Origin of the sequence: Microcystis ichthyoblabe FBCC-A1114 (assembly GCF_050500245.1) — a bacterium.
In the GTDB taxonomy this organism is placed as follows: Bacteria; Cyanobacteriota; Cyanobacteriia; order Cyanobacteriales; family Microcystaceae; genus Microcystis; species Microcystis ichthyoblabe_A.
Genome location: NZ_CP191408.1, coordinates 4,574,700 through 4,599,306 on the forward strand (window position 1 = coordinate 4,574,700; position 24,607 = coordinate 4,599,306).

Genomic DNA, 24,607 nt, shown 5'->3' on the forward strand with positions numbered 1-24,607 from the left:
AAAATTAGGTGGGCAATGCCCACCCTAATCTTAGGATGGCGGTTTGTAGGTAGAAGCAACGGATAATTCCTTTAATTGCTTCGCTGCCACTGTTGAAGGTGCAGAAGTGAGTAAACAACTAGCTTGCTGGGTTTTCGGGAAAGCAATCACATCGCGAATCGATTCTTCTCCTGCTAACAACATCACCAAGCGATCTAAACCGTAGGCGATGCCACCGTGGGGAGGGGTTCCGTATTCAAAAGCTTCTAACAAAAAGCCGAATTTATTATAGGCTTCCTCTGGGGATAGACCGATGGTGGCGAAGACTTTTTCCTGTACTTCCCGTTGATAAATCCGCAAACTGCCGCCACCGATTTCAATACCATTAAAAATCATATCGTAGGCTAGGGCGCGAGCCTGGGCTAGATCGTCTAAATCTTCGGGATTAGGGGCAGTAAAGGGGTGATGCAATGCTTCTAGGCGTTTTTCCTCGGGGTTGTATTCAAACATCGGGAAATCCGTCACCCAGAGGAGGTTGATTTTATCGGGATCAATTAATCCCAATTGTTCCCCTAAAACTAAGCGTAGGCGGGATAGGGATTTATTGACTGTATCGGTATCTCCTGCCCCAAATAAGAGCAGATGCCCCGGTTTTGCGCCAGTCTTCTCGATTAAAGCCTGTTTTTGTGCCTCTGTCAGGTTATCTTTAATCGCACCAATGGTATCAAAATCGTAGTCTTCGCGCACGCGGATGTAGGCAATTCCCTTCGCACCCGCATCGGTGGCTTCTTTGAATAAATCCCCACCCGGTTTGATTCTGACGTTAGAAATCGCCTCGTTACCGTTGGGAATCGGTAAAACTTTCACCGTTCCCCCACTAGCGATCGCACCTGAAAACACCTTAAATCCCGAATCGGCAAAAATCTCCGCCACATTGACCAATTCCAAGCCAAAACGGGTATCAGGGCGATCGACCCCATAGCGATCCATAGCCTCAGCATAGGTTAAACGGGGCAGGGGCAGGCTTATATCGATATTTTTGACTTTTTTGAAGATATGAGCGATTAAAGCCTCATTGAGGGCTAAAATCTCAGGTAAGGAGAGAAAACTCATCTCCATATCCAACTGAGTAAATTCCGGTTGACGATCAGCGCGCAGATCTTCATCGCGGAAACAGCGGGCGATTTGATAGTAGCGATCCATTCCCGACACCATTAATAATTGCTTAAATAGTTGCGGTGATTGGGGTAAAGCGTACCATTGGCCGGGGTTGACACGGGAAGGAACCAGATAATCCCGCGCTCCTTCGGGAGTCGATCGAGTTAAAATTGGCGTTTCCACTTCGATAAAATGCTGTTCATCTTCGAGAAAACGGCGCATTTCCTTGACAACTTGGTGACGTAGTTGTAAATTCTGACTCATACGCTCCCGGCGTAGATCTAGATAGCGGTATCGCAAGCGCACATCTTCCCGGACCGATTCACTTTCGGAACTGGAGACGACAAAAGGCAGTTGTTTAGTAACCCCGTTGAGAATCTCGATGCTAGTGGCGTAAATTTCGATTTCTCCGGTGGCAATGCGCGGGTTAAGGGATTCGGGCGGCCTTTGACTGACTGTTCCCGTCACCTTGATAACATACTCGTTTCTGACGGTTTCAGCGATGGGGTAGGAAGCGGGGGTTCGTTGGGGATCACTGACGATCTGGACAATACCACTGCGATCCCGCAGATCAATAAAAATAACGCCACCGTGATCGCGACGGCGATCGACCCAACCGAAGAGGGTGACACTTTTTTCAATTTCGATCGCGCTAAGGTCGCCACAGTAGTGAGTTCGCATAGTCTAACTAGAGAATTACTTATATTACGAATGTAGTATAGAAAGGATGTGGCCAGAAAAAAATCAGACGGCCTTGTTCATTATGCCGGTATTTTGTCGCTCTTGTCCCCTTGTTTAGGGTATTTTTATGGTCTTCTAGTCCTCAGCTATCGGCTTTTCGCAGATGGGCTATAATCAACAAGGCTCCTCTAGCAGTTACCAATTTTGAACGATTAAAAACATGAATTGCTTAGAAAAAAAAATGGTGCAACTGTTAAGAGAACTCAGGGAAGATCACCATGTTTCAGGGGTAAAAGCGGAATTCGAGACGGAAGGAACCCGACTGACGGAAGCGATGCGGTTGAAAGAAATTAGTCTGAAAGCGGGGGTGGATTTTAATCTGAAAATCGCCGGTTGCGAAGCGATCAGAGATATCTTTGATGCGGTTAATTTAGGAGTTGATCGCTTGATTGCTCCCATGGTAGAAACAGCCTACGCTTTACAAAAATATCTGCGGGCAGCTAGGAGGATTTTAGCTGATCAAGGGGTGGAAGATGTGGAGTTATTAGTTAATATCGAAACGATTACTGCCTGTGATAATTTTCAGGAAATGTTGGCGATTCCAGAGATAAAATCTCTCCATGGTATCGTCATCGGACGGATGGATTTAGCCTGTTCTTTGGGATTAACTCGCCGGGATGTGAATAGCGAGCAAGTTTTGGATCTGGCTTTACCTTTGGCAAAAAAAGCTAAGGCCGCCGGTTTGACTGTTGCCATTGGGGGTGGGGTGTCACTAGATTCTTTACCGTTTTTCAAAATGTTCTGCCAAGGACATTTTGACCGCTTCGAGACGCGCAAAGTTATCTTTGATTGTCCCCAAGCTTTGGATAATTTTAGTTTAGCTTTCCAAAAGGCGATCGAGTTTGAATTACTCTGGCTAGAGAATAAAAAAAATTATTATGGTGCTATTGTTCGTGAAGATGACCAGCGTTTAGCAATCCTCCATAATTTACTTTTTGGTTAAAGATATTCGTCCTTCGATCGACCGCTCAAAACCTAGGCAGCAAAGTTATACGGATGTGGATTCATTGGCTCTTCTCGACTTTGTGTAATAATTTTTGCTTATGGAATTGTGAAATGCTTATCGGGCAAGACTTTTATGGCTGTTTTGCCGAAGAAACCATCAGTATAGACCTCGTTTCCACACAGAAACTAGAAGAGCCAAGAAAGCCACTTATTATGAATAACTTCTGTTAAGTAAGTAGTTATAATTAAATTGAAGATAGATTTTGCCTCTGATCCCCCCTGCACCCCTTGATAAGGGGGGTGCCGATAGGCGGGGGGATCCCCCCTGCCCCCCTTGATCTATCCATTAGTCAGATCTTTCTTAACAAAAAGAGAAGAAACTTAAAAAAAGGGGAAACGATTGATAGGTATAGTTTTGAAAGAAGGAATTAAGGTGGAGGTAAGCAAAAAAATGGAGAAATGGGCAGCCCAAGAATTACAGTATGCAGACCTAGGGGACACCAGAAGAAAGAAAAGGTTAATCAGTATCGTAGAAAACTTGGCCAGCCAACCTAGTACAAGTGTGCCACAAGCTTCGGGAAATCTAGCCGCAGCGAGTGCCACCTACGACTTTTGGAATTCCCCCTATTTTCACCCCTCAGATATAATTGCCGCCCAAGCCAAAAGTACAGTAGAAAGAATCAAAGAACATCCAATAGTTTTGGCAGTGCAAGACACAACAAGTTTAGACTTTACGACGCAAAAAGCCAAAAAAGGAATGGGTTATCTAGATTATAAAAAATCCTTTGGTCTCAAAGTTCATACCACCTTAGGAGTGTCACCGCAAGGAATAGCTTTAGGACTGATTAATCAATATGTCTGGGCAAGAGAAGAAAAGAATTTAGGGATTGCCAAGCAACGCAAAAAAAGAGAAACCGAAGAAAAAGAAAGTCAAAGATGGTTAGATTCTTTGTCAGAAACACAACAACAAACACCCGAAGAAATTCAAGTAGTAACAATCGGAGATTGTGAGGCAGACATATTTGATTTATTTGCCCAATCAAGAAGTCCTAACTCTCATTTATTAATCCGAGGAACTCATAACCGAAAAGTTAACTATCTCGAAGACAAGCAAAGGTCAGGGCATCCAGAACCTAAATATTTACATCAATCCATCAGAGAAATAAAAGCCTGTGGTAGCCTAGATGTGCAAGTAAAACGCAATCCTAATCACGAGGCTAGACTAGCTAAACTAACAGTTAGATTTGCCAGTTTTGAAATACAAGTACCTAAGCATCACTCGAAAGCGAACCCTCGTCAACCGGTCAAATTACAGGTAATTTTAGCTGAAGAAGAAAATCCGCGTCCTGGAGTTAATCCTATCAGTTGGCTCCTCTTAACTAGCCTAGACATTAGTAGCTTTGAATCAGCGATAACCTGTGTGCGCTGGTATAGTTATCGCTGGTTAATAGAACGCTATCATTTTGTTTTAAAAAGTGGTTGTGGATTAGAAAAACTGCAATTAGAAACGGGTCGTAGAATTGAGATGGCCTTAGCTACCTATTCAATTGTAGCTTGGAGATTACTCTGGTTAACCTATCAAGCACGCTTACACGGAGAGGAGAGTTGTGAAAGTTTTTTGGAAGAACATGAATGGCAATCTTTGTGTGCCACTATTCATAAAAAGAGTCCGCCACCTGAAAAGCCGCCCTCCTTTCGAGAAGCGGTCAGAATGATTGCTTCTCTTGGGGGGTTTTTAGGTAGAAAAGGTGACGGTGAACCAGGTGTTAAAACTATTTGGTTGGGACTGCGAAGGTTACATGATATCAGCCAGACTTGGAAACTATCTCATCAAATTAGTCCCCCCATAGAACCCCCTTGAGCCATCTTGCACACTTTTCTCTTTTTGTCAAATTTTATGTTAAGAAAGATGTGACTAATGGATAGCTTAATAAGGGGGGCAGGGGGGATCAAAGACAAAATCTATCTTCAATTTAATTATAACCAGCTACTTAGTAAATAAATTGGCTCTAATTTAGCAGCATTAGTGACTATATTGTGCTAGTTACTCGATAGATTCAGTTAGGGATTGATCCGAGATATTCGCTCCCCTTTTTGCCCAGAAAGTTTTTTGATTCCGTCAAATTTCTATACATTCGCGAGGATATTTTTATGAGTTATGATTTTGATTTATTCGTGATTGGTGGTGGTTCTGGGGGTATTGCCACCGCTAGACGGGCAGCCGAATACGGGGCAAAAGTGGGATTAGCAGAATATGATCGCTTGGGAGGAACCTGTGTTAATCGCGGTTGTATTCCTAAAAAATTAATGGTTTATTCTAGTCGTTTTCCGCAACTATTTAAGGATGCGGAAGGTTACGGTTGGAGTCCGGTAGAGAGTCAGTTAAATTGGCAAAAATTAATTAGCGCGCTTAATCAGGAAACTATCCGTTTAAATGGCATTTATCAAAAGATGCTCGATAATTCTCAAGTGACGATTTTTCCTAATTATGCCAAGTTTCTTGATAGCCATACCCTAGAGGTGGGAGAGGAGAAAATTACTGCCGATAAAATTTTAATTGCCGTGGGGGGACATCCGGTTAAACCCGATATTCCAGGGATCGAACATACGGTAGTTTCTGATGCCATGTTTCAACTGCCAGAACAACCGAAAAGAATTATAGTTTTAGGGGCGGGATATATTGGGGTAGAATTTGCTGGTATTATGCACGGATTAGGGACGGAAGTGGTGCAGTTAATCCGTAAAGACAAGATTTTAAGAGGGTTTGATGAGGATATCCGCGATGAGATTCAAGCAGAAATGATCCGTCAGGGAATTAAAATTATGCCCGAAACTTTCCCCACTTCGATCGAGAAAACTGCTGAGGGTTTAAAAGTACATATTCAGGGTAAAGAAACCTCAGAAATGCTCTTTGTTGATGCCCTAGGTTTAGCCGCTACGGGAAGAATTCCTAAGCTGGAAAAATTGGGCTTAGAGAATGTCAATGTCGAGGTAAAAAAAGGGGCAATTGTCGTCAACGAGTATAGCCAAACCAGTGAAGATAATATCTATGCCGTGGGCGATTGTACCGATAAAATTAATTTAACTCCCGTGGCGATTAATGAGGGGCGAGCTTTTGCCGATACAGTCTTTGGTAATAAACCCCGGTTAATGAGTTATGAAAACGTTCCTTCGGCAGTATTTTCTACTCCTGAAGCGGCGACGGTGGGATTAACAGAATTGCAAGCAAAAAAACAATATGGTGACACGGTAATTAAAGTTTATCGGTCTAAATTCCGCCCTGGTTACAATGTTTTACCAGGCCGAGAGGACAAAACTTTGATGAAATTAGTTGTCCATCAGGAAAGTGGTAAAATCCTTGGGGCGCACATGGTGGGAGATCACGCAGCCGAAATTATTCAAGGAGTAGCCATTGCCGTAAAAATGGGGGCGACAAAAGCCGATTTTGATGCCACTGTCGGCATTCATCCCAGTGCTGCCGAGGAATTTGTCACCATGCGTTAATTAAGTAGGTAGGCGTTAAAAATTATCAGACACCCCCCTTATCAAGGGGGGAATAAGGGGGGATCCCCCCGCCTATCGGCACCCCCCTTATCAAGGGGGGCAGGGGGGATCAAAAACAAAATCTATCTTCAATTTAATTATAACCACTTACTTAAACCAACCTAACACACTGGAGAAAATTAACCTTTTTGGCTATTGACAACTGAGCCATTTTATGATTTTTTTTCAGTTAATTTTTGAGCGAGATTTAATATATCGGAGGGAAGCATAATCACGGTACTGGTGTTATTTTCCGCTCCAATTTCCGTTAACATTTGTAGGCGGCGTAATTCCAAAGCGGCGGGATTTTCCATGATTAATCGGGAAGCTTCCGCTAATTTTAGCGAAGCTTCCTGTTCTGCGGCAGCTTTAATCAAACGGGCCCGTTTTTCTCGCAATGCTTCCGCTTCCTTGGCCATAGCTCGCTGCATACCAGTGGGAATTTCCACATCTTTCATCTCCACCCGTTCGATATCGATGCCCCAAGGTTCGCTAATTTCATCGACAATTTGTTGAACCGCTTGATTAATTTTGTCTCGTTTTTGCAAGACATCATCGAGATGATTTTGACCGACGACATTTCTTAAAGTGGTCATGGCCGCTTGATAAACGGCCGCGGGATAGGATTCGACTTTATTAATCGCTTTGCTAGGATCGATAATGCGATAGTAGAGAACCGCATTAACCTTAATTGTGACATTATCGGCGGTGACAGTTTCTTGCGGGGCGATATCGACGGTTTTGGTGCGAATGTCCAGCTGCATTTTTTGGTCAACTAGGGGAATGATCCAGTACAGTCCGGGGCCTTTGGTGTCTTGATAACGACCTAGGCGAAAGATAACACCACGCTGGTATTCTCGATCAATTTTAAAGCCATTTAACCCCAGAATGCCCGCTATCAACAGCAAGGGTGCCAGAAATTCCATATTAATTACCACTTATCGGGTTCAAGTTAATCAGTGTGCGGTGACATCTCAATTGCCATCTCCTCGCTCCTGACCACTAATACATTCATTCTAGAGAGTAACCGGGCTGTCGGGGAAACTCATAACGAAATATTACAATTTTTAGGAATTGCCCACCCAGCAGGGATGACTCGACTTCCAGACCCCGACCTGAGATAAACTACAGAATGTTATCAGAATTTACCTTGATATTATGAGCGTAGTTAGCCAAGTCATCCTCAAAGCCGACGACGAACTTCGTTATCCTAGTAGTGGTGAACTACAGGGTATCGGGCAATTTTTAAAAACTGGCGAGCAGAGAATTCGCATTGCCGAGACTCTCGCTGAAAATGAGAAAAAAATCGTCGATCAGGCTCAAAAACAACTGTTCAAGAAACGTCCCGATTATAGAGCGCCGGGGGGTAATGCCTACGGTCAGCGTCAATATAATCAATGCTTGCGCGATTATGGTTGGTATCTGCGTCTAGTTACCTATGGGGTATTAGCCGGAGATAAGGGTCCGATCGAACAAACTGGCCTGATCGGGGTCAAAGAGATGTATAACTCTCTTAATGTTCCCATCCCCGGCATGGTGGAGGCGATTCGTTGTCTCAAGGAGGCCGCTTTAGGTCTTTTGACTCAAGAAGATGCCGTGGCAGCAGCCCCCTACTTCGACTTTATCATCCAGTATATGTCCTAAGCGATCGGGACAGTCCCAGGGGCCTGAAGTCTGAAAAGGGGCAATTCTCCCCTCTTTCAGGGTTCAGGCTTGACTTTTTTCGGTGGTCAGTAAACAGTGATCAGTAAGCAGTAATCAGTGAAAAGACAGTAGTAAACTGGCATTTGATCAGACTCACTTAATACATACTGCTCACTTAATACTCAAAACTGATAACTGATAACTGATAACTGATAACTGATTATGTTTTGGCGCATTATACTACTTACTTTTCTAATACCATCGGTCTATGGGCTGTTTGGCTGGTCGATCGCCCAGGAGCGTTTATCATGGAGTGATTGGTTACTTGCCCGTGGTGATGAGATGAATTGGACTCTCACTAGCGAATGGCTAGAAATCATCATCTATATCCTAGCAGTAGCGGTTATCCTCTTAATTGCCCTAGGATTAACTCTGTTTAGTAACTTAATGCCGCTATTTTTCCGCAGTTGGTTTAAAAATGATATTAGCGCTGTATTATCAATTCTTGGCTGGTCCTTGGCGGTAGTCTTTATCTTCCACAAGTGGGCGGTATTTACTCGAGCTTTAATTCTGTTAGCTGCTGCTATCCTCGGTCGTCTAGAACTTCAGGAAGCGGGTTACAATAGGTGGCAAGTTTTCCTGACGATCACCATTCTCTGCTTAGGTAGTTTTAGCTTGGGAATTTGGGCTTATCATCTTTGGGGTCACGAATTTCATCAAGTTACTACTGATTAATCTTATCTCTAATCTTGAAAAAGTATGCCCAAAAAAAATAACGATACCCTCAAACGAGTCTTAATTGTTTCCTCTGGTTTAGTATTTTTGGCTTTAATGGTGGTGCCAACTTTAGGTTTATGGAAAAATAATAATTCTAATTCCCCCCAAGGCAGTCAACCCGGGCAAGAGGCAACTATTGCCCCCGAAAAATTACAAGAAATGGTCAAAGGTTACGAGAAAATTCTCGAACGCGAACCAGATAACCCCACTACTTTGCAAGGACTAGCCCAAGCTCGCCTACAGTTAAAAGATTTTAGCGGAGCCAGAGAACCTTTAGAAAAGTTATATCAAAAATATCCCAACAATCTGGAAGTTATGCTGGTTCTTTATGGAACAAGATTACAAACTCAAGACGTTTCTGGAGCGAAAAGTCTCCTGGAAAAATTAGTCAAAAATTATCCCCAAGAACCGAAGTTTAAAGAAGAATTAACTCGTTTAAATCAAGCGATTGCGGCAGCTTCCAAACAGCAAACCCCAGAACCTAAAAAGTAATGAAAAAAGAATTAATGGCTCTCCTAGACTGAGTAGGATCGATTAGTAACAAAACGCCAATTTAGGAGGACTCTTCGCCTAAAGTTATCAAAGTTGTTTAACCGATAAGCCTGACTGCTTGACATAAGTGGGTGAAAGCTAGTAGCAGAGGAACTGGGAGAAAAAAGGGTAGAGAGATATAATTGGTTGAAGTAATCACACTTTCGCGCTCCTTTAAGTTTTGATAAGCTAAGACGCATTTAAAACGCTTATTCTTAGATTAGCCGAACCTTCCCCAATCCCTTTACTGTTGCCTTTTGACTCTTGCCTCTTGCCTCGTCTCAACAAGCAATTGGCTCTCCTGGTTTTCGTGTGTTAATTTTTGTTATAAATTAAAGCAAGCAAACAGCTTAAGTCGAAGATGTTCAAAATTGGTAAATCCATAACTCATTCTTTTAATAAGCTTGATTTTGGTATTCATTCCCTCAATTAATCCGTTGGTTGTATGATTTTCAAAGTAATTACAAATACCAGGCAAATGCTTCTGGATCATGCTGGCACTACTTTGATATAATATCCCGCCTATTCTTATCCATTTTTCCAATTTTCTCTCAGCACCTCTGAACGTTCTACTACTTTGATAAATTTGTCTAATTTCTTCTTTCATTTCCCAGGCTATTCCCAAGCAGGGATGTTCTTTCAGGATAACTTCTAGTTGTTGTTTTTGCTCGTCCTTTAAGTCCTCTTTATTCTTCCATAATAAATGAGGTAATCCTTTTTCATGCACCCCCATTAACTTTCTCAATTTATTAAGCTCGTCATTAATGATATCCATTACATGAAAACGGTCATAGATGATTTTAGCATTGGGAAATAATTCCTTGCTCACTGCTGTAAATCCTGACCACATATCGACGCTCACTTCTTTCACCTTCTCCCGAACTGCGTCTGGCTGTGCCTTTAAGGCTTCCATTAATTCTTCTTGCTTATGTCCTTTAATCACATCTAGTAAAATTTTTTTGTCCAAATCTACGACCGTTGTTATGAAATCTTTATGTCCTTTTAAGTTACTAAATTCATCCAAGCTTATTCGTTCTGGTGCTTCCCACTCTTCCTTTTCTAGTTCTTTAGCACAGTGATTAAATATTAACTCAACTTCTGACCATCCTAACCCTTCTTCTCGACTTATTTCTTCGATGCTACAATTTTTTACTCTCTCATAAATCATCGATTCATAGCGAATTGTCTGAGGCTGTCTTAATCTCATAAAACTCAGTCTTTCGCTGATATACTTTTGGCACTTTTGACAATGAAACTGGCGGCGTGGTACTTCTAAATATACCGGATTGCCTAATATTGACAAATCTCTGACTAGATTATACTCTGTCTGATTGATTCTGTCCAAGGTTTGATGGCAATTCGGACATTCAATTGTTTCATTTAAAAGAGCGAGCTTTAGGAAAATTGTCTGAGCAATTTTTTGATAATTGACCACTGTTACATTTGGTAAATCGAGGAGTTGATCAAAATTTATCCACATAACCCACCTCCTGTTCTGTGTTACTATTATACCATGCTCACACAGAACCTAGAAGAGCCAGCAATTTAAATTACGAACAGCTTAATCCATATTTTTGCTAATAAACATAGCAAAAGTATGGATAATTTCTTGACCTAAGATCACATCACATTTTATTCTTTTTTCCACTTCTATCTAAAAATCGAGAAAAAAGCAAGACCTTCCGTTATACCATAAAAAAATCATGCAAGAAGTCTATTATAGAACCAAAACAATCTATTTGCCACCCGAAAAATTCTTGATCAATAGGACTCGATCGAGGATAATTAGAGAAAGTATCTTTGCTGGTGAAATTGAGCAGATTAGTCTAGGAAAACCCTGCCCTAGACAAAGTAAAGATCAGAAAATCCTACACCATCAATACTCTAACGATCGCTTGGATAGTCGTTCCCTTTTTGAGCGGCTTTATTGGCTATTTACTGTCTCGCTGGGCTAAATATCTGTGGCTCTTCGTTACTCTTTATGCTAAATCAACATACAAGATGCCAAGACAACATACTTCTAACCCAAAAATTCCGAAAGTTTCTAAAGCCATAGGCTCTCCGTTTTATTAGTTTAAGTTTATTGTTGATTCCCTCGACCATCCCATTCGTTGTCCTTCGCTCGAAATAACTAATTATTTCTCCAAACCAGTTTCGGATTGTTTGACAACTCTTAGTAAAAACACTGGAGGATTTTGCCAACCATTCCGAGATGGATAGCATTCCCTCTGTCGGATTCTCTGAGGTTTCATAAATCTTTCTAAATTCTTCCTTTAATTCCTGCATCTTTTGCAAATTTGGGAATTTTTCTTTGATAGCTTCTAGTTTGATTTTTTGAGTTTCCGTTAAATCTTCTTCATTTTTTAACAGACTATATTTACTTCGCTTTAAAATTTCTAGCTTTGCTTCTTTTTCCGTTTTCTGTTTTTTATTTTTCTGCGCTTCTACGGCTCTTTTTTCCGCTCTTCTCTGTTCGTCTAACTCTTGATTAATTTGTTTCATTACATGAAATCTATCGGCGACTACCTCGGCCGATGGCATCAATTCTTTCACCAAATTTTTATAGGGCAACCAAAAATCTATGCTGACTTCTTCAATTTGCTCTAACACCTCTTTTCCCCAGCCTGTCAGCGTTTTCCTCAATTCTTCTTGTGTTCGCTTCTCTAGAATAGCTATTAGTTTTCCCGTATCTAAATTTACTAAAACTGCACAGTAATTTTTTTGCCCTTTGACTAGAGCGATTTCATCAATTCCTAGTCTTTTTAATTCCGATAGGTCTGGCTCTGTAATTTCTTCGGCGATGTCCTCTATCATTCTTTGAATCTCTTCTTCCGTTACGTCATTTCTTCGGCTAACATTTAAAATATCTCCTTCTTTTAATTGTTCGAGTATATTCTCGGCTAGTCTTTTCGTATAGGTTCGTTTCTTGGCGACAAAATCTAACTCTTCGCTAAAGGGTTTCTGACAATTACCGCACTTAAATTGACGACGATTAACTTGTAGGTACACTGGTTGACCTGAGATTGGTAAATCTTTGACTAAATGTCGATGATTTTGGTGGAGTTTATCGCTCTCTAACCCACAACGAGGACAGATTGCTTTTTGATTTTTCGATTCGACTGGTCAAACTATACCGATATTTTCTAGGTGTCGATAGCCTTGAATACAGGTTCCTTGTAGGTTCAAAAATTTGTCAAGTATCATAAGTAAAATAATCTCGTTTTTGGCAATTATATCAAATCTTAACTCAATTGTCTATCTTTTGGCATTAACCTGTTTGTGCCTTAAGTCCTTCCCTGTATGGATTTCAGCTACTTTTGAGCTTAGGTACTCTCATCGAATTTTATTTTAAGTTAATTATTTGCATAACAATTCCCGAAGAGCCATATCTGTCCTTAATTACTTCTGTTATCTCTCTCGCCTATTCTCTCCTTCTATTTAGCCAATCCGCCCCCATAACCCTCAACCTACTGGATAATTATGGCGTGAAACTGGTAGCCGATCAGTTAAGTGCCTATTTTATCCTCACTAATGCCCTGGTGACGATGGCGGTGATCCTTTATAACTGGGAAAGTAGCAAAACCGCCTTTTTTTACGCCCAAGCTATCATTCTCCACGGCAGCATTAATTCTGTCTTCGTCTGTGAAGATTTTATTAGCGTTTACGTTGCCTTAGAAGTAATTAGTATTGCCGCTTTTCTGGTGATTGCCTATCCTCGCAGCGATCGCTCTCTCTGGGTTGCCCTGCGTTATCTGTTTATCAGCAATGTGGCGATGTTATTTTACCTTATTGGCGCAGTTTTAGTCTATAAAGCCAATAATTCCTTTGCTTTTGCTGGTTTAAAGGGCGCACCTCCCGAAGCCTTGGCTTTAATCTTCATGGGATTATTAGTCAAAGGGGGAATCTTTGTCTCGGGATTATGGCTACCGATGACACACTCGGAATCGGAAACCTCTGTCTCGGCGCTGATGTCAGGGGTGGTGGTAAAAGCGGGCATTTTTCCCCTCCTGCGCTGTGCTTTAATCCTAGAGGATTTGGATGGACTAATTCGGCTTTTAGGGGTGCTAACGGCGATTTTTGGCGTACCCTATATGATTTTTGAAAAGGATAGCAAGCGGATGTTAGCCTTTAGCACGATCGTGCAGCTGGGTTTTATTTTGGCTGCCCCACCGGTGAGCGGTTTTTATACCCTTACCCACGGATTAGTTAAATCTTCCCTATTTCTGTTAGTGGGAGTTTTACCCAGTCGCAATTTTAAAGAATTACAGCAACAAGCGATCCCTAATTCCCTCTGGATTGCCTTAGTGGTTGCTAGTTTTTCCATCTCTGGATTCCCCCTATTATCCGGTTTTGGAGCGAAAGCGTTAACGATGAAAAATTTAGTCCCTTGGCAAGAGGTAGCCATCAATTTAGCAGCCTTAGGTACAGCGATCGCCACTGCCAAATTTATCTTTTTACCCCACGCAAAAGTTACCACTGGGAGAAAGTTAACCTTGAGTGGATGGTTAGGAATAATACTATTGTTAACTGCCTTATTTGTAGCCAATGCTGTCTATTTCGATGCCTACAATCTGGGAAATATCAGCAAAGCTTTAGGGATTATTGCTATCGGTTGGGGGTTGTATCTAGGGATATTTAAAAAGCTGTCCTTACAATTATCGGTTCTTCGGTTTGTCTTATGCAACGGACAGGATCATAAGAGATAAAACCTTTATAGAGAAAGACATTTGCTGATTTTTGTCAATTGTTTTCGATCTAGAGCGAACTAATCAATTAAATCTCTTGCCAGACAAGGATTTAGTCGATTTATGCCCCCCTATCGAACCATAACAAGTAACGAAGAACCCAATTATCAACAGCTTGGAAACAATTTGATAATCTCGTCGGTATGATGGCTGTTATGTTAATGCTGTTGTTCCTTTTAATTCTAGCCCAATTAGCTCCCTCATTCCTAGCTTTTAGCTAATAGTAACTATAGATCTTCACCAATTCACCGATGATTCAAGGAAGAAGCGGCAAAGCCTGAGAATTTTTTGATCAATTGGGACTCGATCGAGGATAATTAGAAAAAGTATTTTGACTCATAACCAAATCTAATCAAGAAGCCCAGTGACGATTCCCCTGCTAGAGTTGTTTGTATTCGCCACCGTTTTGTGCGGATTTTTAGGAACATTCCTGAAAAAAAACTTAATCATGAAGATTATCGCCATGGATGTCATGAGTACCGGCGTTATCGCCTACTATGTGGTGATTTCTTCCCGTGACGGTTTATTTACTCCCATCCTCGGTACAGTTAAACAGCAAAATTACGCCGATCCTGTACCCCAAGCAGTGATTTTAACAGCGATCGTCATCGGTTTTTCGATTCAGGCGTTAATGCTGGTGGGAGTGATGAAATTAGCCAAAGATAACCCCACCCTCGACAGCAGTGAGATAGAAAAAAATAACACACCTTGACATCCTCGCCGCCGTAAAACGGACGGCGATTCCCAAACCTCACGATTTAGGTTTCTGCTTCTTTCCCTTGCGGGGTTCCGCACCTGCCTTAACAGTTTTACTCTGTTCTGGTCTTATGGTCGCTCTACAGACGGCTCTTCTGGTTTCTGTGTGGAAACGAGGTCTATACTGATAGTTTCTTCGACAAAATAGTCCTAAAAGTGTTACCCGATAAGCATTTCACGATTCCATAAGCAAAAATTATCACACAAAGTCGAGAAGAGCCTACAGACTGACACCGCAAGCCCTGCGGCCAAAATATTTTTACTAGCGTTAACATCTCGGTCATGGTGTGTTCCACAGTCTGGACAGTCCCATTCTCGAACATTTAACGGCATTTTCTCAGCAATATACCCGCAATTACTACACCTTTTAGAGCTAGGAAACCATCTATCTATTTCGATGTAATTTCTCCCATACCAACGGCATTTATAGGCTAATTGTCGAGTGATTTCTCCCCAACTAACGTCAGATATTGCCTGAGATAATTTCGGGTTTTTGACCATATTCTTGACGGCTAAATTCTCAACCACAATCGTTTGGTTTTCACGGACTAATTGAGTGGTTAGCTTGTGTAGATGGTCTTTTCTACTATCGGTGATTTGAGCGTGAATTCTGGCTACTGTGATTCTCGCTTTTTCCCGATTCTTTGAGTCTTTTTTCTTCCTAGAAAGATTTTTTTGTGCCTTTCGCAGTCTCCGATAATGTTTCTTAAAATGCTTAGGATTAGATACTTTGTCACCATCGCTGGTAATCACAAGGCTACTAATTCCTAAGTCAATTCCAATGGCTTTATCTGTTACTGGTAAAGGCTTAATCGTTGGGTCATCAAATCTAATTGAGATATGCCAACGTCCAGAAGGATGTAATCTGACTGTTACTGTACTTGGCTCACAGCTTTCTGGGATTTGTCTTGACCATCGAATAGGTAAAGATTCTGTGCATTTGGCTAAATAGATTTGTTTGTCTTTAAATTTAAAAGCAGATTTGGTAAATTCGGCACTTCCTCCCTGATGTTTTTTCTTAAAGTTAGGATACTTAGTACGACCAGCAAAGAAATTAGTAAAAGCTGTTTGTAGGTGTCTTAACCCTTGTTGTAAAGGTACACAGCTAACTTCATTGAGAAAGTTTAATTCTTCTTGTTTTTTCCACTCGGTTAGCATTGAAGACGTTTCAGCATATCCTACTCTTTCTTGTCTTTCATACCAAGCTTGTGTTCTGAGATGGAGAGCTTTATTGTAAACTAATCTTACACAGCCCAAAGTGCGCCGCAATAGCGACTCTTGTTCTGGTGTGGGGTAAAATCGAAACGAATAGGCTTTTTCCATGCCTCACATTCTAGAATATATCTTCTAAATGCGCTAGTATTTAACAGTAAAGCCAACCTAGAACAACGGGGTTTCAGACCCAAATTTTCGATGAATACTTTAACGTTCGCTTGGATAAGTTTACCCTTTTTGATCGGCTTTATCATCTATTTATTGCCGCGATTAGACAAATATCTGGCTCTCGCCGCCACTATTATCTCTCTCGCCTATTCTCTCCTTCTATTTAGCCAATCCTCCCCCATAACCCTCAACCTACTGGATAATTATGGCGTGAAACTGGTAGCCGATCAGTTAAGTGCCTATTTTATCCTCACCAATGCCCTGGTGACCATGGCGGTGATCTTTTATAATTGGGAAAGTAGCAAAACCGCCTTTTTTTACGCCCAAGCTATCATTCTCCACGGCAGCATTAATTCTGTCTTCGTCTGTGAAGATTTTATTAGCGTTTACGTTGCCTTAGAAGTAATTAGTATTGCCGCTTTTCTGGTGATTGCCTATCCTCGCAGCGATCGCTCTCTCTGGGTTGCCCTGCGTTATCTGTTTATCAGCAATGTAGCGATGTTATTTTACCTTATTGGCGCAGTTTTAGTCTATAAAGCCAATAATTCCTTTGCTTTTGCTGGTTTAAAGGACGCACCTCCCGAAGCCTTGGCTTTAATCTTCATGGGATTATTAGTCAAAGGGGGAATCTTTGTCTCGGGATTATGGCTACCGATGACACACTCGGAATCGGAAACCTCCGTCTCGGCGCTGATGTCAGGGGTGGTGGTAAAAGCGGGCATTTTTCCCCTCCTGCGCTGTGCTTTAATCCTAGAGGATTTGGATGGACTAATTCGGCTTTTCGGGGTGCTAACGGCGATTTTTGGCGTGTCATACGCAGTGTTTGAAAAGGATAGCAAGCGGATGTTAGCCTTCCATACTATTTCCCAGTTAGGTTTTATTTTAGCTGCCCCGGTAGTCAGTGGTTTTTATACCCTTACCCACGGTTTAGTTAAATCTTGCCTATTTCTGTTAGCGGGAGTTTTGCCCAGTCGCAATTTTAAAGAATTACAGCAACAATCGATCCCTAATTCCCTCTGGATTGCCCTAGTGGTTGCTAGTTTTTCTATCTCTGGATTCCCCCTATTATCCGGTTTTGGGGCGAAAGCGTTAACGATGAAAAATTTAGTTCCTTGGCAAGAGATTATGATCAATCTTGTGGCGGTGGGGACGGCGATTTCCTTTGCTAAATTTATCTTTTTACCCCACGCGGGTGGCGAAAGTAAACAGAAGTTAACTATCGGTTTCTGGACAGCAATAATTCTGCTCCTTGCCGCCCTATTTTTATCCAATGCCGTCTATGTTGAAGCTTATAATATCCCCAATATTATCAAAGCTTTAGCCGTCATCGGTGCCGGGTGGTGGTTATATCTGGGAGTTTTCAAAAAGTTATCCCTAAAATTATCGCGGGTCTGGGAACAATTTGATCATCTCATCGGTATGATGAGTATAATGTTAGTTCTATTATTTTGGATGGTTTTAGCATGATTGGACATATAATTCTGCGTTTAACTATGTGGTTTTTACTCACCGCTAATTTTACCCCCGCTAATATTATGATCGGGGTGGCTATTGCTTTTCTTTTGCCCCGTAATTTCGCCTCTAGCGAAACTTTAGGCGATTGGTTAAAGGTAATAATTAAAGTCTTTATAGCTATTCCCCAAGCTTATAAAGAAGCGTTTGAAATTATCTTTCGTCCCCACAAGGAAGAAGAAATTATTTTAGAGAGAATTTCGGGTAAACGTTCACCCAGATTGGCTTTTTGGGATATATTTCTGATTACCTTTACCCCGAAAACTATCGTCACCGAATACAAGGAAAATGAGGGTTATGAAGTTCATGTAATTAAACGGAGTACCCAGGGATGAATATTGTTCTCATTGCCATGATTGTCGCCCTATTAATTCCCCTTTATGAAGTGGCAAAAAATGATGACATCTGGCAAAAAATGGCCGCCTTTGCCAGTGCTTCCAGTAAATCATCGATTATTATTCTAGTGGTGTCGGTTCTGCGGGATGATTGGATGATTGGAGTGGTAGCAGTGATTATTCTCAGTGTTGGTAATGCCGGTTTTATGTTATTAGCACAAATTCTTAAACGATTGAACGAATCATGATTGACATTTTCAGTTATATCTGCATCGCTATCGGAGTTTTTTTCTGGTTTTGGGGAACGGCGCATCTTTTAGACAAGCGCTCGGTATTATATAAATTACATGGTCTATCTGTCGCTGATACTTTGGGTTCGATGGCGATTATTTTCGGGCTACTTTTGAAAGTTCCCCAAAATTGGCCTTTATTATTATTGGCAATAATTTCCCTAGCAATTTGGAACACCATGTTAGGCTACGTTTTGGCTTATACTTCTAGCGATCGAGAGTAGAATTAAAGATGAATGAAAGTTATCTCTATGTTATTGTTGCCCTCTTGCCTTTAACTGCGGCGATGGTGATGTTACAATCTAATCCCTACCAAGCTTTAGTAATTCGCGGGGTTTTAGGGGCAATAGCCGCTTTAGTTTATGCTTTATTAGGGGCAGCAGATGTATCTTTAACCGAGGCTTTGATGGGAACCATGTTAGCCGTAACTCTCTACGCGGTGGCGATTCGTTCCTCTTTAGTGATGCGTTTAGGAGTAATTGCCGAGGAAACCGATACAGTTTTAGAACAGTTAAAAACTCAACTACAAACGGTTTTAAGTAAACGTTTTATGCGTTTAGAATTAGTTGCCTACAGTGATAAACAAGCTTTGCAACAGGCACTTATAGATAAGGATATTCATGCCGTCTGTATCCGTCAAGACAATCCAGAAACCATCCCCTACGAAACCACAATTAGATTACCCTATCTCTACGATATTTTTAAAAATGAATTAACGGCAGCCAACACGATTTTAACCTGTATTGAAACCCCAAAATTAGAGGAGAAACACTAATGAAATGGATTTATACTCTAGCCGCTATTGCCTTCGCTGTCAAAATGGTAATTATTCCCAATACTGCTTCCTCTATATCATCCTTAGAAATTGTTGAATCCCTGGTGCGCGATGGCGGTGTTCCTAATGCGGTTTCGGTGGTTATTTTTCGTAATCGTCTCTACGATACCATCTATGAAGTGGTTGTTTTTACCATTGCCATTATGGGGGCGAATTTTCTTTTAGCCACCGAAAAACCCGCCAGTAAAATCCATCAATTTACCGACCAACCTTCAATTATTTTAGCCCGTTTAGGGTCAACAATTGCCGCTTTAGTGGGCATTGAATTAGCTATCCGCGGACATTTAAGTCCGGGGGGAGGTTTTGCCGCCGGAGTCGCCGGAGGTACAGCAATTGGTTTAATAGCAATTACCTCGTCTCCCGAATGGATGCAAGCAATTTATCGCCGTTGGCAAGCGGCAACATGGGAGAAAATTTCCGTCTTAGTTTTTATTGTTTTAGCCGCCATTACTCTCTCAGGATTTGAGTTACCCCACGGGGAATTAGGGGCGCTATTTAGTGGCGGTATTTTACCGATACTAAACATTTTAGTCGCCGTTAAAGTAGCTTTAGGTTCTTGGGCAGTAATCCTCGTTTTTATCCGTTATCGCGGTTTATTGTGAGAGGTTAATATAGTCATTTCAATTAAGATTGAGAATATCAATGTCGGGGTAAGCGCATCTTAACAATCCTTGACAAAATGAACTTTATGTGAGTTGCTTACCCAGAGGACGATTCAAGCATATTTGAGTAGAATTTACCATCTCAATGGTGAAGCAAAAATAGACCAAATGGGTCGATTTCCTAACTATTCTAATCGACTGGTATCACTTGAAAGTCCCACGCGGATCACAAAATTGGCCAATTGTCAATAGCGTTTGAGACGCTTTCACCCTGCTCGCTTCCCCACTTCTCTCTCCCTAACCCCCAACAGCACAAATTAAGTTTTGTATCAAAAATTTGCTAATTTTGCTGTTATGTGCTATACAGTTACGCATCAAAACAGGATAGAAAAACGAGATTTTCTTAATTACCAGACATTTTCTCAAATTTTATGGCAACTCTCCCAGAGTCAAATTATCCTGAAAGAAATCCTCTCCTAGAAAATCCGACAAGACTCAGAGAAATTGTAGCCATTAATGCTTTTATCCTTGTATTAGGACTTCGATAATGAAAGAATTGGAGCGATACTATAAAGTTTTAGGGTTAGATCATGGGGCATCTCTCGATGAGATCAATCAAGCCTACAAAGATTTGGTGTTTATTTGGCATCCCGATCGCATTCCCAAAGATAATCAGCGTCTTTTGGAAAAAGCCACCGCTAAACTGCAAGAAATTAACCAAGCTAGGGAACAATTGCGGCAAATTCATCAAAATTCTCCTAAACGCTCCAATTCCGCCCCTAAAACTGAAACACAGCCCGCCCACGCCTATAAAACTGCTTCTCCCTATCAGCCTCACCCTAGCCAACCCGGCCAAAATTCCCAAACCCACAGTCAACAAACCCACAGTCAACAAACCCATAGTCAACACAGCCACTCCCAGAATAACCATCAGGTTCACAATCATGGCGCCTGGCGCCCTCACTATCGGGATTTAAACGGAGCCGATTTACAGGGAGCTAACCTGAAAGAAAAAGATCTCTCTAGTCGCAGTCTCATCGGGGCTGATTTAAGCCATGCCGACTTAAGCGATAGTTTCCTGCACAAAATTAACCTAGAAAAAGCTAATCTGTACAAAGCTAATCTTTTTCGCGCCAATCTCCTCGAAGCGAACCTTAAAGGCGCAAATTTACAGGAAGCCAATCTCATCGGGGCGGATTTAAGTGGGGCGGATCTGTCGGCGGCGGATTTACGCGGGGCAAAAATTGGCTTTGGTAAGCGTATTATGGTGAAATTAACCGGGGCAATTTTAACAGGAACAATTCTCCCCGATGGTTCGATTCATCAATGAATAACCTCTTGCTAATTTTGATTTTTCTTTAATAGGAACTATCACCCGATGGGCATTTATTACACAATCGCTGCTGTTTTTCTAGGAATGCAATTAGCCACAGGAGAAAATTTATCGGCGGCAAACCCTGATTTTCTCCAGCTGCAGAAAGCTTTAGAAAAACACAATTTCATCGTCAAAATTGCCCCGCCACCAGTGCGAGGAGCCTACGGTTTATTTGATAGTAAAACTAGAATTATTTGGATTCATCCCCTAGTTTTTGACTTAGGTATTGCCCGACCAACATTAATTCATGAAGCTGTCCATGCCGCTCAACTTTGTCATGGAGGCAAAACAGTTAAAGCTCTTAATTTAGCCATAGAACCACCAGCAATGACCAGAAGATTTTTTATGAATTATCAGGGTTTTAGCAGACAAATCGAAGCCGAAGCCTATACTATTCAAGTTCAGCCCGATGGTCTAGATTTAGTGATTTCTTTACTACAAAAATATTGTCCTTAGAAAACCTGTTCATAAATCTACCAATCCCGTTCTAATTCTTCGGCCACACGACGATAATCGGCGCTGGCTTCCTGGGCATTTTTACCGCGCCAATTGGTAATAGCAACCCCGTCTAAAACGGCTTTTTCGTGGGCCTTATAATTTCTGACAAAAGCATGACAAGCAGGAATACCTAATTCTAATAGAGTATTTTGTGCTTCTAAAGTTTCCTTAAGACTACGGGAATCCACTTTTGTTAATAAAACCCGATAGGCAATTCCTAGGGGTTTAACTGCCGTGCGTACCGTGTCAATTAAAGCCATTAAATCCATCGGTGCGGGAGGAGTCGGTAAAATTAAATAATCTGATTCTGCTATTACTGCCGTCAGTAATTCGGAGCGCAAAGCTGGTGGTGTGTCAATCACGATCAGATCATACTCGATAATTTGACGCAATTCTCCTAATTTCTCTGTATTAATTTGTTTGGCTAAATCAAATACCATACCCGCTTGATTTCTTTCTACCCACCAAGTGGAGGAACCCTGGGGATCCGCATCCACAAGCAAAACACGCTGATTCTGTCCCCAAATTGCCGCTAAATTAACCGCAGTGGTGGTTTTACCCACACCACCTTTACCGTTGACAACAGCGAGAATTTTTGGGCTATTAGACTTTAATTGCGAGGTCATTTTCAGTTATCAGTTATTAGTTATCAGTTAAGTAAGTAGGCGTTAAAAGTTATCAGATGCCCCTCTTATTAAGGGGGGATCCCCCCGCCTACCGGCACCCCCCTTATCAAGGGGGGCAGGGGGGATCGAACCTAAAATCTATCTTCAATTTAATTATAACCAGCTACTTATCAGTTATCAGTTATCAGTTACCAGTTACCAGTTATCAGTTATCAGTTATCAGATTTGAGTTTTAAGTTCACTGATTACTGTTTACTGATTACTGATCACTGAATATAACTAACCAGAAAGTTTTTGATCTAAGATTTGGCTAGTTAATTTAGGATCGGCCTTACCGCCGCTTTTTTTCATGACTTGACCGACAAAAAATCCCTTAAGATTGGTTTTACCCGCCCGGAATTTTTCTAACTCGCTTGGATGGGAGGCGATAATTTCCTCGATCAGTTTTTCGATGGCAGAAGTGTCAGAAATTTGTATCAATCCTTTCTTTTCCACCAGCGCTTTGGGTGAACCGCCCTGGGTGAGAAGTTCCGGTAAAATTTCCTTAGCAATTTTGCCACTAATTGTTCCCGTTTCAATCAGTTTAACTAATTCAGCTAAGTCTGACGCTTGCAGGGCAATTTCCGTGATCATCAGCTTATTATTATTCAAATAAGCGGCGATATCTTGACTGATCCAGTTAGCGACTAATTTCGCATTGGCCCCCGCAATTACGGCAGTTTCAAAATATTCGGCCACGGTGCGATCATCGGTTAAAACCCTGGCATCGTAGGGGGAAAGACCAAATTCTTCTTCATAACGACGACGTTTATGAGCGGGTAATTCCGGTAATTCTTCTGCCCAAGCTTTTAACTGTTCGGGGGAGACTTCCAGGGGGGGTAAATCCGGTTCGGGAAAATAGCGATAATCGCTAGAACCTTCTTTTTTCCGCATACTAATCGTCCGTTGAGTAGCTTCTTCCCAAAGACGGGTTTCCTGTACGATTAGTTCGCCATTTTCGATCGCTTCAATTTGTCGATCAATCTCGTATTCTATGGCTTTTTGGATAGCACTAAAGGAGTTCATATTTTTAATTTCTACCTTAGTCCCGAACTTTTTAGTGCCTTTTTTGCGAACAGAAATATTGACATCGCAGCGCAGGGAACCTTCCTGCATATTACCGTCACTGATGCCGAGATAACGCACTAAACGCCGTAATTCTTGGGCATATTCCGCCGCTTCGGCCCCGGTGCGTAAATCCGGTTCCGAGACGATCTCCAATAATGGTACACCTGTACGATTAAAATCCACGAGGGAATGGGTGGAACCGGAGAGACGTTCGCTGCCAGCATGAACCAGTTTTCCCGCGTCTTCTTCCATGTGCAGACGGGTAATGCCGATAATTTTGCGGCTAACTTCCTTAGTTTTTTTATCGACGATCTCGATTTCTAGTTGACCCTGTTCGACAATAGGGAGATCATACTGGGAAATTTGATAATTTTTCGGCAGGTCGGGATAAAAATACTGTTTGCGATCGAATTTGCTATGAGGTGTAATTTTACCATCGATAGCTAATCCCAGTTTAACGGCACTGGCCAGGACTTCTTGGTTAAGGACGGGTAATACCCCCGGATAACCCAAACAGATGGGACAGACGTTAGTATTGGGGGGACTATCGAAGTTGGTGGGACAGGAACAAAATATCTTGCTTCTGGTGTTCAGTTGACAGTGGGTTTCTAAACCGATAATTGCTTCGTATTCAGTGGCAGACATATTTTCTCGCTCTCGCCGACACAGGAATGATCTGTTTAATCATTATAGTCGCGATTCTGGATCATTCCCTCCCTTCATAAAACTTAATACTGTAGTTACTAATCACTTTATACAGCCTGAATATAGCTCAAAAAAGATAATTGATTCAACCAATGTCCGCCATTATTTTAATAATATCAAAGGTATAAGACAGGGAAGCTTATCGATAATTTTTCACCGATAAACCTAGCTTTTCTAGTAGCGACCACCGACCAGCGACTCCCGAAAACGAAAACTTCCCAACTCACCATGAAGATAACCGCCACAAATCGTAGCAAAAATTAACTTCTAGAGGCGGGATATTCGCTTAGTATAGAAACAGAGAGATTATGTCCAAGAACTGACCCCATAGCCGGACAAAAGCAATATAAGCGGCGAAAGTGAGCATTTTCTAGGCAAATATTGCCTTAGTAAGTAGGTGGATGTTAAAAATTGTCAGATACCTCCCTTATTAAGGGGGGATCGGCACCCCCCTTATCAAGGGGGGCAGGGGGGATCAAGGACAAAATCTATCTTCAATTTAATTGAAACCACTTACTTA

22 protein-coding genes and 2 pseudogenes are annotated in these 24,607 nt (G+C 41.6%); 17 read left to right on the forward strand and 7 right to left on the reverse strand.

Translation table 11 applies throughout. The annotated features are described in order from the left end of the window. Positions 1–30: 30 nt before the first annotated feature. Positions 31–1,818 carry an aspartate--tRNA ligase gene (gene aspS / locus ACQY1Y_RS22305; protein ID WP_430013583.1) on the reverse strand — a complete coding sequence of 596 codons (1,788 nt, stop codon included), beginning with the start codon at positions 1,816–1,818 and terminating at the stop codon, positions 31–33. Positions 1,819–2,038: 220 nt separating this feature from the next. On the opposite strand from aspS, the gene ACQY1Y_RS22310 reads away from it, so the two are divergent. The 3 genes from ACQY1Y_RS22310 to gorA all read left to right on the forward strand — a co-directional run bounded on the left by ACQY1Y_RS22310 (position 2,039) and on the right by gorA (position 6,327). Then, positions 2,039–2,821 (forward strand): aldolase/citrate lyase family protein, encoded by a 783-nt coding sequence (locus tag ACQY1Y_RS22310; protein WP_430013584.1) that lies wholly within the window; start codon positions 2,039–2,041, stop codon positions 2,819–2,821. Between the two features lie 453 nt (positions 2,822–3,274). Continuing rightward, complete coding sequence (locus tag ACQY1Y_RS22315) at positions 3,275–4,684, forward strand: IS4-like element ISMae7 family transposase (RefSeq protein ID WP_430014707.1); 1,410 nt, start codon at positions 3,275–3,277, stop codon at positions 4,682–4,684. Positions 4,685–4,974: 290 nt separating this feature from the next. Then, entirely contained in the window at positions 4,975–6,327 is a 1,353-nt protein-coding gene (gorA, locus tag ACQY1Y_RS22320) for a glutathione-disulfide reductase (protein ID WP_430013585.1), read from the forward strand. Between the two features lie 212 nt (positions 6,328–6,539). Here gorA and ACQY1Y_RS22325 read toward each other — a convergent pair whose 3' ends face one another. After that, positions 6,540–7,292, reverse strand: a complete 753-nt coding sequence (locus ACQY1Y_RS22325) for a slipin family protein (RefSeq protein ID WP_002745305.1) — start codon at positions 7,290–7,292, stop codon at positions 6,540–6,542. Between the two features lie 232 nt (positions 7,293–7,524). Between ACQY1Y_RS22325 and ACQY1Y_RS22330 the strand changes: the two genes are divergently transcribed. The 3 genes from ACQY1Y_RS22330 (at position 7,525) to ACQY1Y_RS22340 (ending at position 9,279) form a co-directional block, all read left to right on the forward strand. After that, positions 7,525–8,010 (forward strand): allophycocyanin, encoded by a 486-nt coding sequence (locus ACQY1Y_RS22330; RefSeq protein ID WP_430013586.1) that lies wholly within the window; start codon positions 7,525–7,527, stop codon positions 8,008–8,010. Positions 8,011–8,232: 222 nt separating this feature from the next. Then, complete coding sequence (locus ACQY1Y_RS22335) at positions 8,233–8,745, forward strand: hypothetical protein (RefSeq protein WP_430013587.1); 513 nt, start codon at positions 8,233–8,235, stop codon at positions 8,743–8,745. Between the two features lie 24 nt (positions 8,746–8,769). Then, a complete protein-coding gene (locus ACQY1Y_RS22340; protein WP_430013588.1) occupies positions 8,770–9,279 on the forward strand; it encodes a tetratricopeptide repeat protein in 510 nt (169 codons plus the stop codon). Positions 9,280–9,643: 364 nt separating this feature from the next. On the opposite strand, the gene ACQY1Y_RS22345 is transcribed toward ACQY1Y_RS22340, so the two are convergent. Then, entirely contained in the window at positions 9,644–10,798 is a 1,155-nt protein-coding gene (locus ACQY1Y_RS22345) for an ISL3 family transposase (protein ID WP_430013357.1), read from the reverse strand. Between the two features lie 223 nt (positions 10,799–11,021). Here ACQY1Y_RS22345 and ACQY1Y_RS22350 point away from each other — a divergent pair, with 223 nt between their 5' ends. Then, positions 11,022–11,273: a hypothetical protein gene (locus tag ACQY1Y_RS22350; protein WP_430013589.1), complete on the forward strand. Its 252-nt coding sequence runs from the start codon at positions 11,022–11,024 to the stop codon at positions 11,271–11,273. A 34-nt stretch (positions 11,274–11,307) separates the two neighbouring features. Here ACQY1Y_RS22350 and ACQY1Y_RS22355 read toward each other — a convergent pair. After that, positions 11,308–12,522 (reverse strand): annotated as a pseudogene (locus ACQY1Y_RS22355) (ISL3 family transposase). Between the two features lie 161 nt (positions 12,523–12,683). Between ACQY1Y_RS22355 and ACQY1Y_RS22360 the strand changes: the two are divergent. After that, positions 12,684–14,024, forward strand: a complete 1,341-nt coding sequence (locus tag ACQY1Y_RS22360) for a cation:proton antiporter (RefSeq protein ID WP_430014708.1) — start codon at positions 12,684–12,686, stop codon at positions 14,022–14,024. Positions 14,025–14,427: 403 nt separating this feature from the next. Then, positions 14,428–14,775 (forward strand): NADH-quinone oxidoreductase subunit K, encoded by a 348-nt coding sequence (locus tag ACQY1Y_RS22365; protein WP_002796737.1) that lies wholly within the window; start codon positions 14,428–14,430, stop codon positions 14,773–14,775. Between the two features lie 39 nt (positions 14,776–14,814). Here ACQY1Y_RS22365 and ACQY1Y_RS22370 read toward each other — a convergent pair. Beyond that, positions 14,815–16,142 (reverse strand): annotated as a pseudogene (locus ACQY1Y_RS22370) (RNA-guided endonuclease InsQ/TnpB family protein). A 90-nt stretch (positions 16,143–16,232) separates the two neighbouring features. Between ACQY1Y_RS22370 and ACQY1Y_RS22375 the strand changes: the two are divergent. From ACQY1Y_RS22375 to ACQY1Y_RS22410, 8 genes are all read left to right on the forward strand, one after another. Continuing rightward, positions 16,233–17,669, forward strand: a complete 1,437-nt coding sequence (locus tag ACQY1Y_RS22375; protein WP_430013590.1) for a cation:proton antiporter — start codon at positions 16,233–16,235, stop codon at positions 17,667–17,669. Further along, positions 17,666–18,049, forward strand: coding sequence for a Na+/H+ antiporter subunit E (locus ACQY1Y_RS22380; RefSeq protein WP_002738904.1), 384 nt, complete (start codon positions 17,666–17,668; stop codon positions 18,047–18,049). The genes ACQY1Y_RS22375 and ACQY1Y_RS22380 overlap by 4 nt, the downstream gene beginning before the upstream one ends. After that, positions 18,046–18,297, forward strand: a complete 252-nt coding sequence (locus ACQY1Y_RS22385; protein WP_002739224.1) for a hypothetical protein — start codon at positions 18,046–18,048, stop codon at positions 18,295–18,297. The genes ACQY1Y_RS22380 and ACQY1Y_RS22385 overlap by 4 nt, the downstream gene beginning before the upstream one ends. After that, positions 18,294–18,563 carry a monovalent cation/H(+) antiporter subunit G gene (locus tag ACQY1Y_RS22390; RefSeq protein WP_002752066.1) on the forward strand — a complete coding sequence of 90 codons (270 nt, stop codon included), beginning with the start codon at positions 18,294–18,296 and terminating at the stop codon, positions 18,561–18,563. Before ACQY1Y_RS22385 ends, ACQY1Y_RS22390 begins: the two co-directional genes overlap by 4 nt. 8 nt (positions 18,564–18,571) lie before the next feature. Next, positions 18,572–19,114 carry a DUF4040 domain-containing protein gene (locus ACQY1Y_RS22395; protein ID WP_002738849.1) on the forward strand — a complete coding sequence of 181 codons (543 nt, stop codon included), beginning with the start codon at positions 18,572–18,574 and terminating at the stop codon, positions 19,112–19,114. Further along, positions 19,114–19,776 (forward strand): Na(+)/H(+) antiporter subunit B, encoded by a 663-nt coding sequence (locus ACQY1Y_RS22400; protein WP_002738825.1) that lies wholly within the window; start codon positions 19,114–19,116, stop codon positions 19,774–19,776. Before ACQY1Y_RS22395 ends, ACQY1Y_RS22400 begins: the two co-directional genes overlap by 1 nt. Positions 19,777–20,323: 547 nt before the next feature. Continuing rightward, the gene (locus ACQY1Y_RS22405; protein ID WP_272103550.1) at positions 20,324–21,106 is read left to right on the forward strand and encodes a pentapeptide repeat-containing protein; all 783 of its coding nucleotides are present in this window, start codon (positions 20,324–20,326) and stop codon (positions 21,104–21,106) included. Between the two features lie 48 nt (positions 21,107–21,154). Continuing rightward, positions 21,155–21,607, forward strand: a complete 453-nt coding sequence (locus ACQY1Y_RS22410; RefSeq protein ID WP_002777993.1) for a hypothetical protein — start codon at positions 21,155–21,157, stop codon at positions 21,605–21,607. 17 nt (positions 21,608–21,624) lie between these two features. Here ACQY1Y_RS22410 and ACQY1Y_RS22415 read toward each other — a convergent pair whose 3' ends face one another. Both ACQY1Y_RS22415 and gatB read right to left on the reverse strand, forming a co-directional pair. Continuing rightward, positions 21,625–22,275 carry a ParA family protein gene (locus ACQY1Y_RS22415; RefSeq protein ID WP_002777994.1) on the reverse strand — a complete coding sequence of 217 codons (651 nt, stop codon included), beginning with the start codon at positions 22,273–22,275 and terminating at the stop codon, positions 21,625–21,627. Between the two features lie 279 nt (positions 22,276–22,554). Continuing rightward, positions 22,555–24,027, reverse strand: coding sequence for an Asp-tRNA(Asn)/Glu-tRNA(Gln) amidotransferase subunit GatB (gatB, locus tag ACQY1Y_RS22420; protein ID WP_024970796.1), 1,473 nt, complete (start codon positions 24,025–24,027; stop codon positions 22,555–22,557). Positions 24,028–24,607 lie beyond the last annotated feature (580 nt).

Bases quoted from the DNA above. Each gene is read 5' to 3' on its own strand.
- aspS (WP_430013583.1), bottom strand. From the start codon at position 1,818: ATGCGAACTCACTACTGTGGCGACCTTAGCGCGATCGAAATTGAAAAA.
- ACQY1Y_RS22310 (WP_430013584.1), top strand. From the start codon at position 2,039: ATGAATTGCTTAGAAAAAAAAATGGTGCAACTGTTAAGAGAACTCAGG.
- ACQY1Y_RS22315 (WP_430014707.1), top strand. From the start codon at position 3,275: ATGGAGAAATGGGCAGCCCAAGAATTACAGTATGCAGACCTAGGGGAC.
- gorA (WP_430013585.1), top strand. From the start codon at position 4,975: ATGAGTTATGATTTTGATTTATTCGTGATTGGTGGTGGTTCTGGGGGT.
- ACQY1Y_RS22325 (WP_002745305.1), bottom strand. From the start codon at position 7,292: ATGGAATTTCTGGCACCCTTGCTGTTGATAGCGGGCATTCTGGGGTTA.
- ACQY1Y_RS22330 (WP_430013586.1), top strand. From the start codon at position 7,525: ATGAGCGTAGTTAGCCAAGTCATCCTCAAAGCCGACGACGAACTTCGT.
- ACQY1Y_RS22335 (WP_430013587.1), top strand. From the start codon at position 8,233: ATGTTTTGGCGCATTATACTACTTACTTTTCTAATACCATCGGTCTAT.
- ACQY1Y_RS22340 (WP_430013588.1), top strand. From the start codon at position 8,770: ATGCCCAAAAAAAATAACGATACCCTCAAACGAGTCTTAATTGTTTCC.
- ACQY1Y_RS22345 (WP_430013357.1), bottom strand. From the start codon at position 10,798: ATGTGGATAAATTTTGATCAACTCCTCGATTTACCAAATGTAACAGTG.
- ACQY1Y_RS22350 (WP_430013589.1), top strand. From the start codon at position 11,022: ATGCAAGAAGTCTATTATAGAACCAAAACAATCTATTTGCCACCCGAA.
- ACQY1Y_RS22375 (WP_430013590.1), top strand. From the start codon at position 16,233: ATGAATACTTTAACGTTCGCTTGGATAAGTTTACCCTTTTTGATCGGC.
- ACQY1Y_RS22380 (WP_002738904.1), top strand. From the start codon at position 17,666: ATGATTGGACATATAATTCTGCGTTTAACTATGTGGTTTTTACTCACC.
- ACQY1Y_RS22385 (WP_002739224.1), top strand. From the start codon at position 18,046: ATGAATATTGTTCTCATTGCCATGATTGTCGCCCTATTAATTCCCCTT.
- ACQY1Y_RS22390 (WP_002752066.1), top strand. From the start codon at position 18,294: ATGATTGACATTTTCAGTTATATCTGCATCGCTATCGGAGTTTTTTTC.
- ACQY1Y_RS22395 (WP_002738849.1), top strand. From the start codon at position 18,572: ATGAATGAAAGTTATCTCTATGTTATTGTTGCCCTCTTGCCTTTAACT.
- ACQY1Y_RS22400 (WP_002738825.1), top strand. From the start codon at position 19,114: ATGAAATGGATTTATACTCTAGCCGCTATTGCCTTCGCTGTCAAAATG.
- ACQY1Y_RS22405 (WP_272103550.1), top strand. From the start codon at position 20,324: ATGAAAGAATTGGAGCGATACTATAAAGTTTTAGGGTTAGATCATGGG.
- ACQY1Y_RS22410 (WP_002777993.1), top strand. From the start codon at position 21,155: ATGGGCATTTATTACACAATCGCTGCTGTTTTTCTAGGAATGCAATTA.
- ACQY1Y_RS22415 (WP_002777994.1), bottom strand. From the start codon at position 22,275: ATGACCTCGCAATTAAAGTCTAATAGCCCAAAAATTCTCGCTGTTGTC.
- gatB (WP_024970796.1), bottom strand. From the start codon at position 24,027: ATGTCTGCCACTGAATACGAAGCAATTATCGGTTTAGAAACCCACTGT.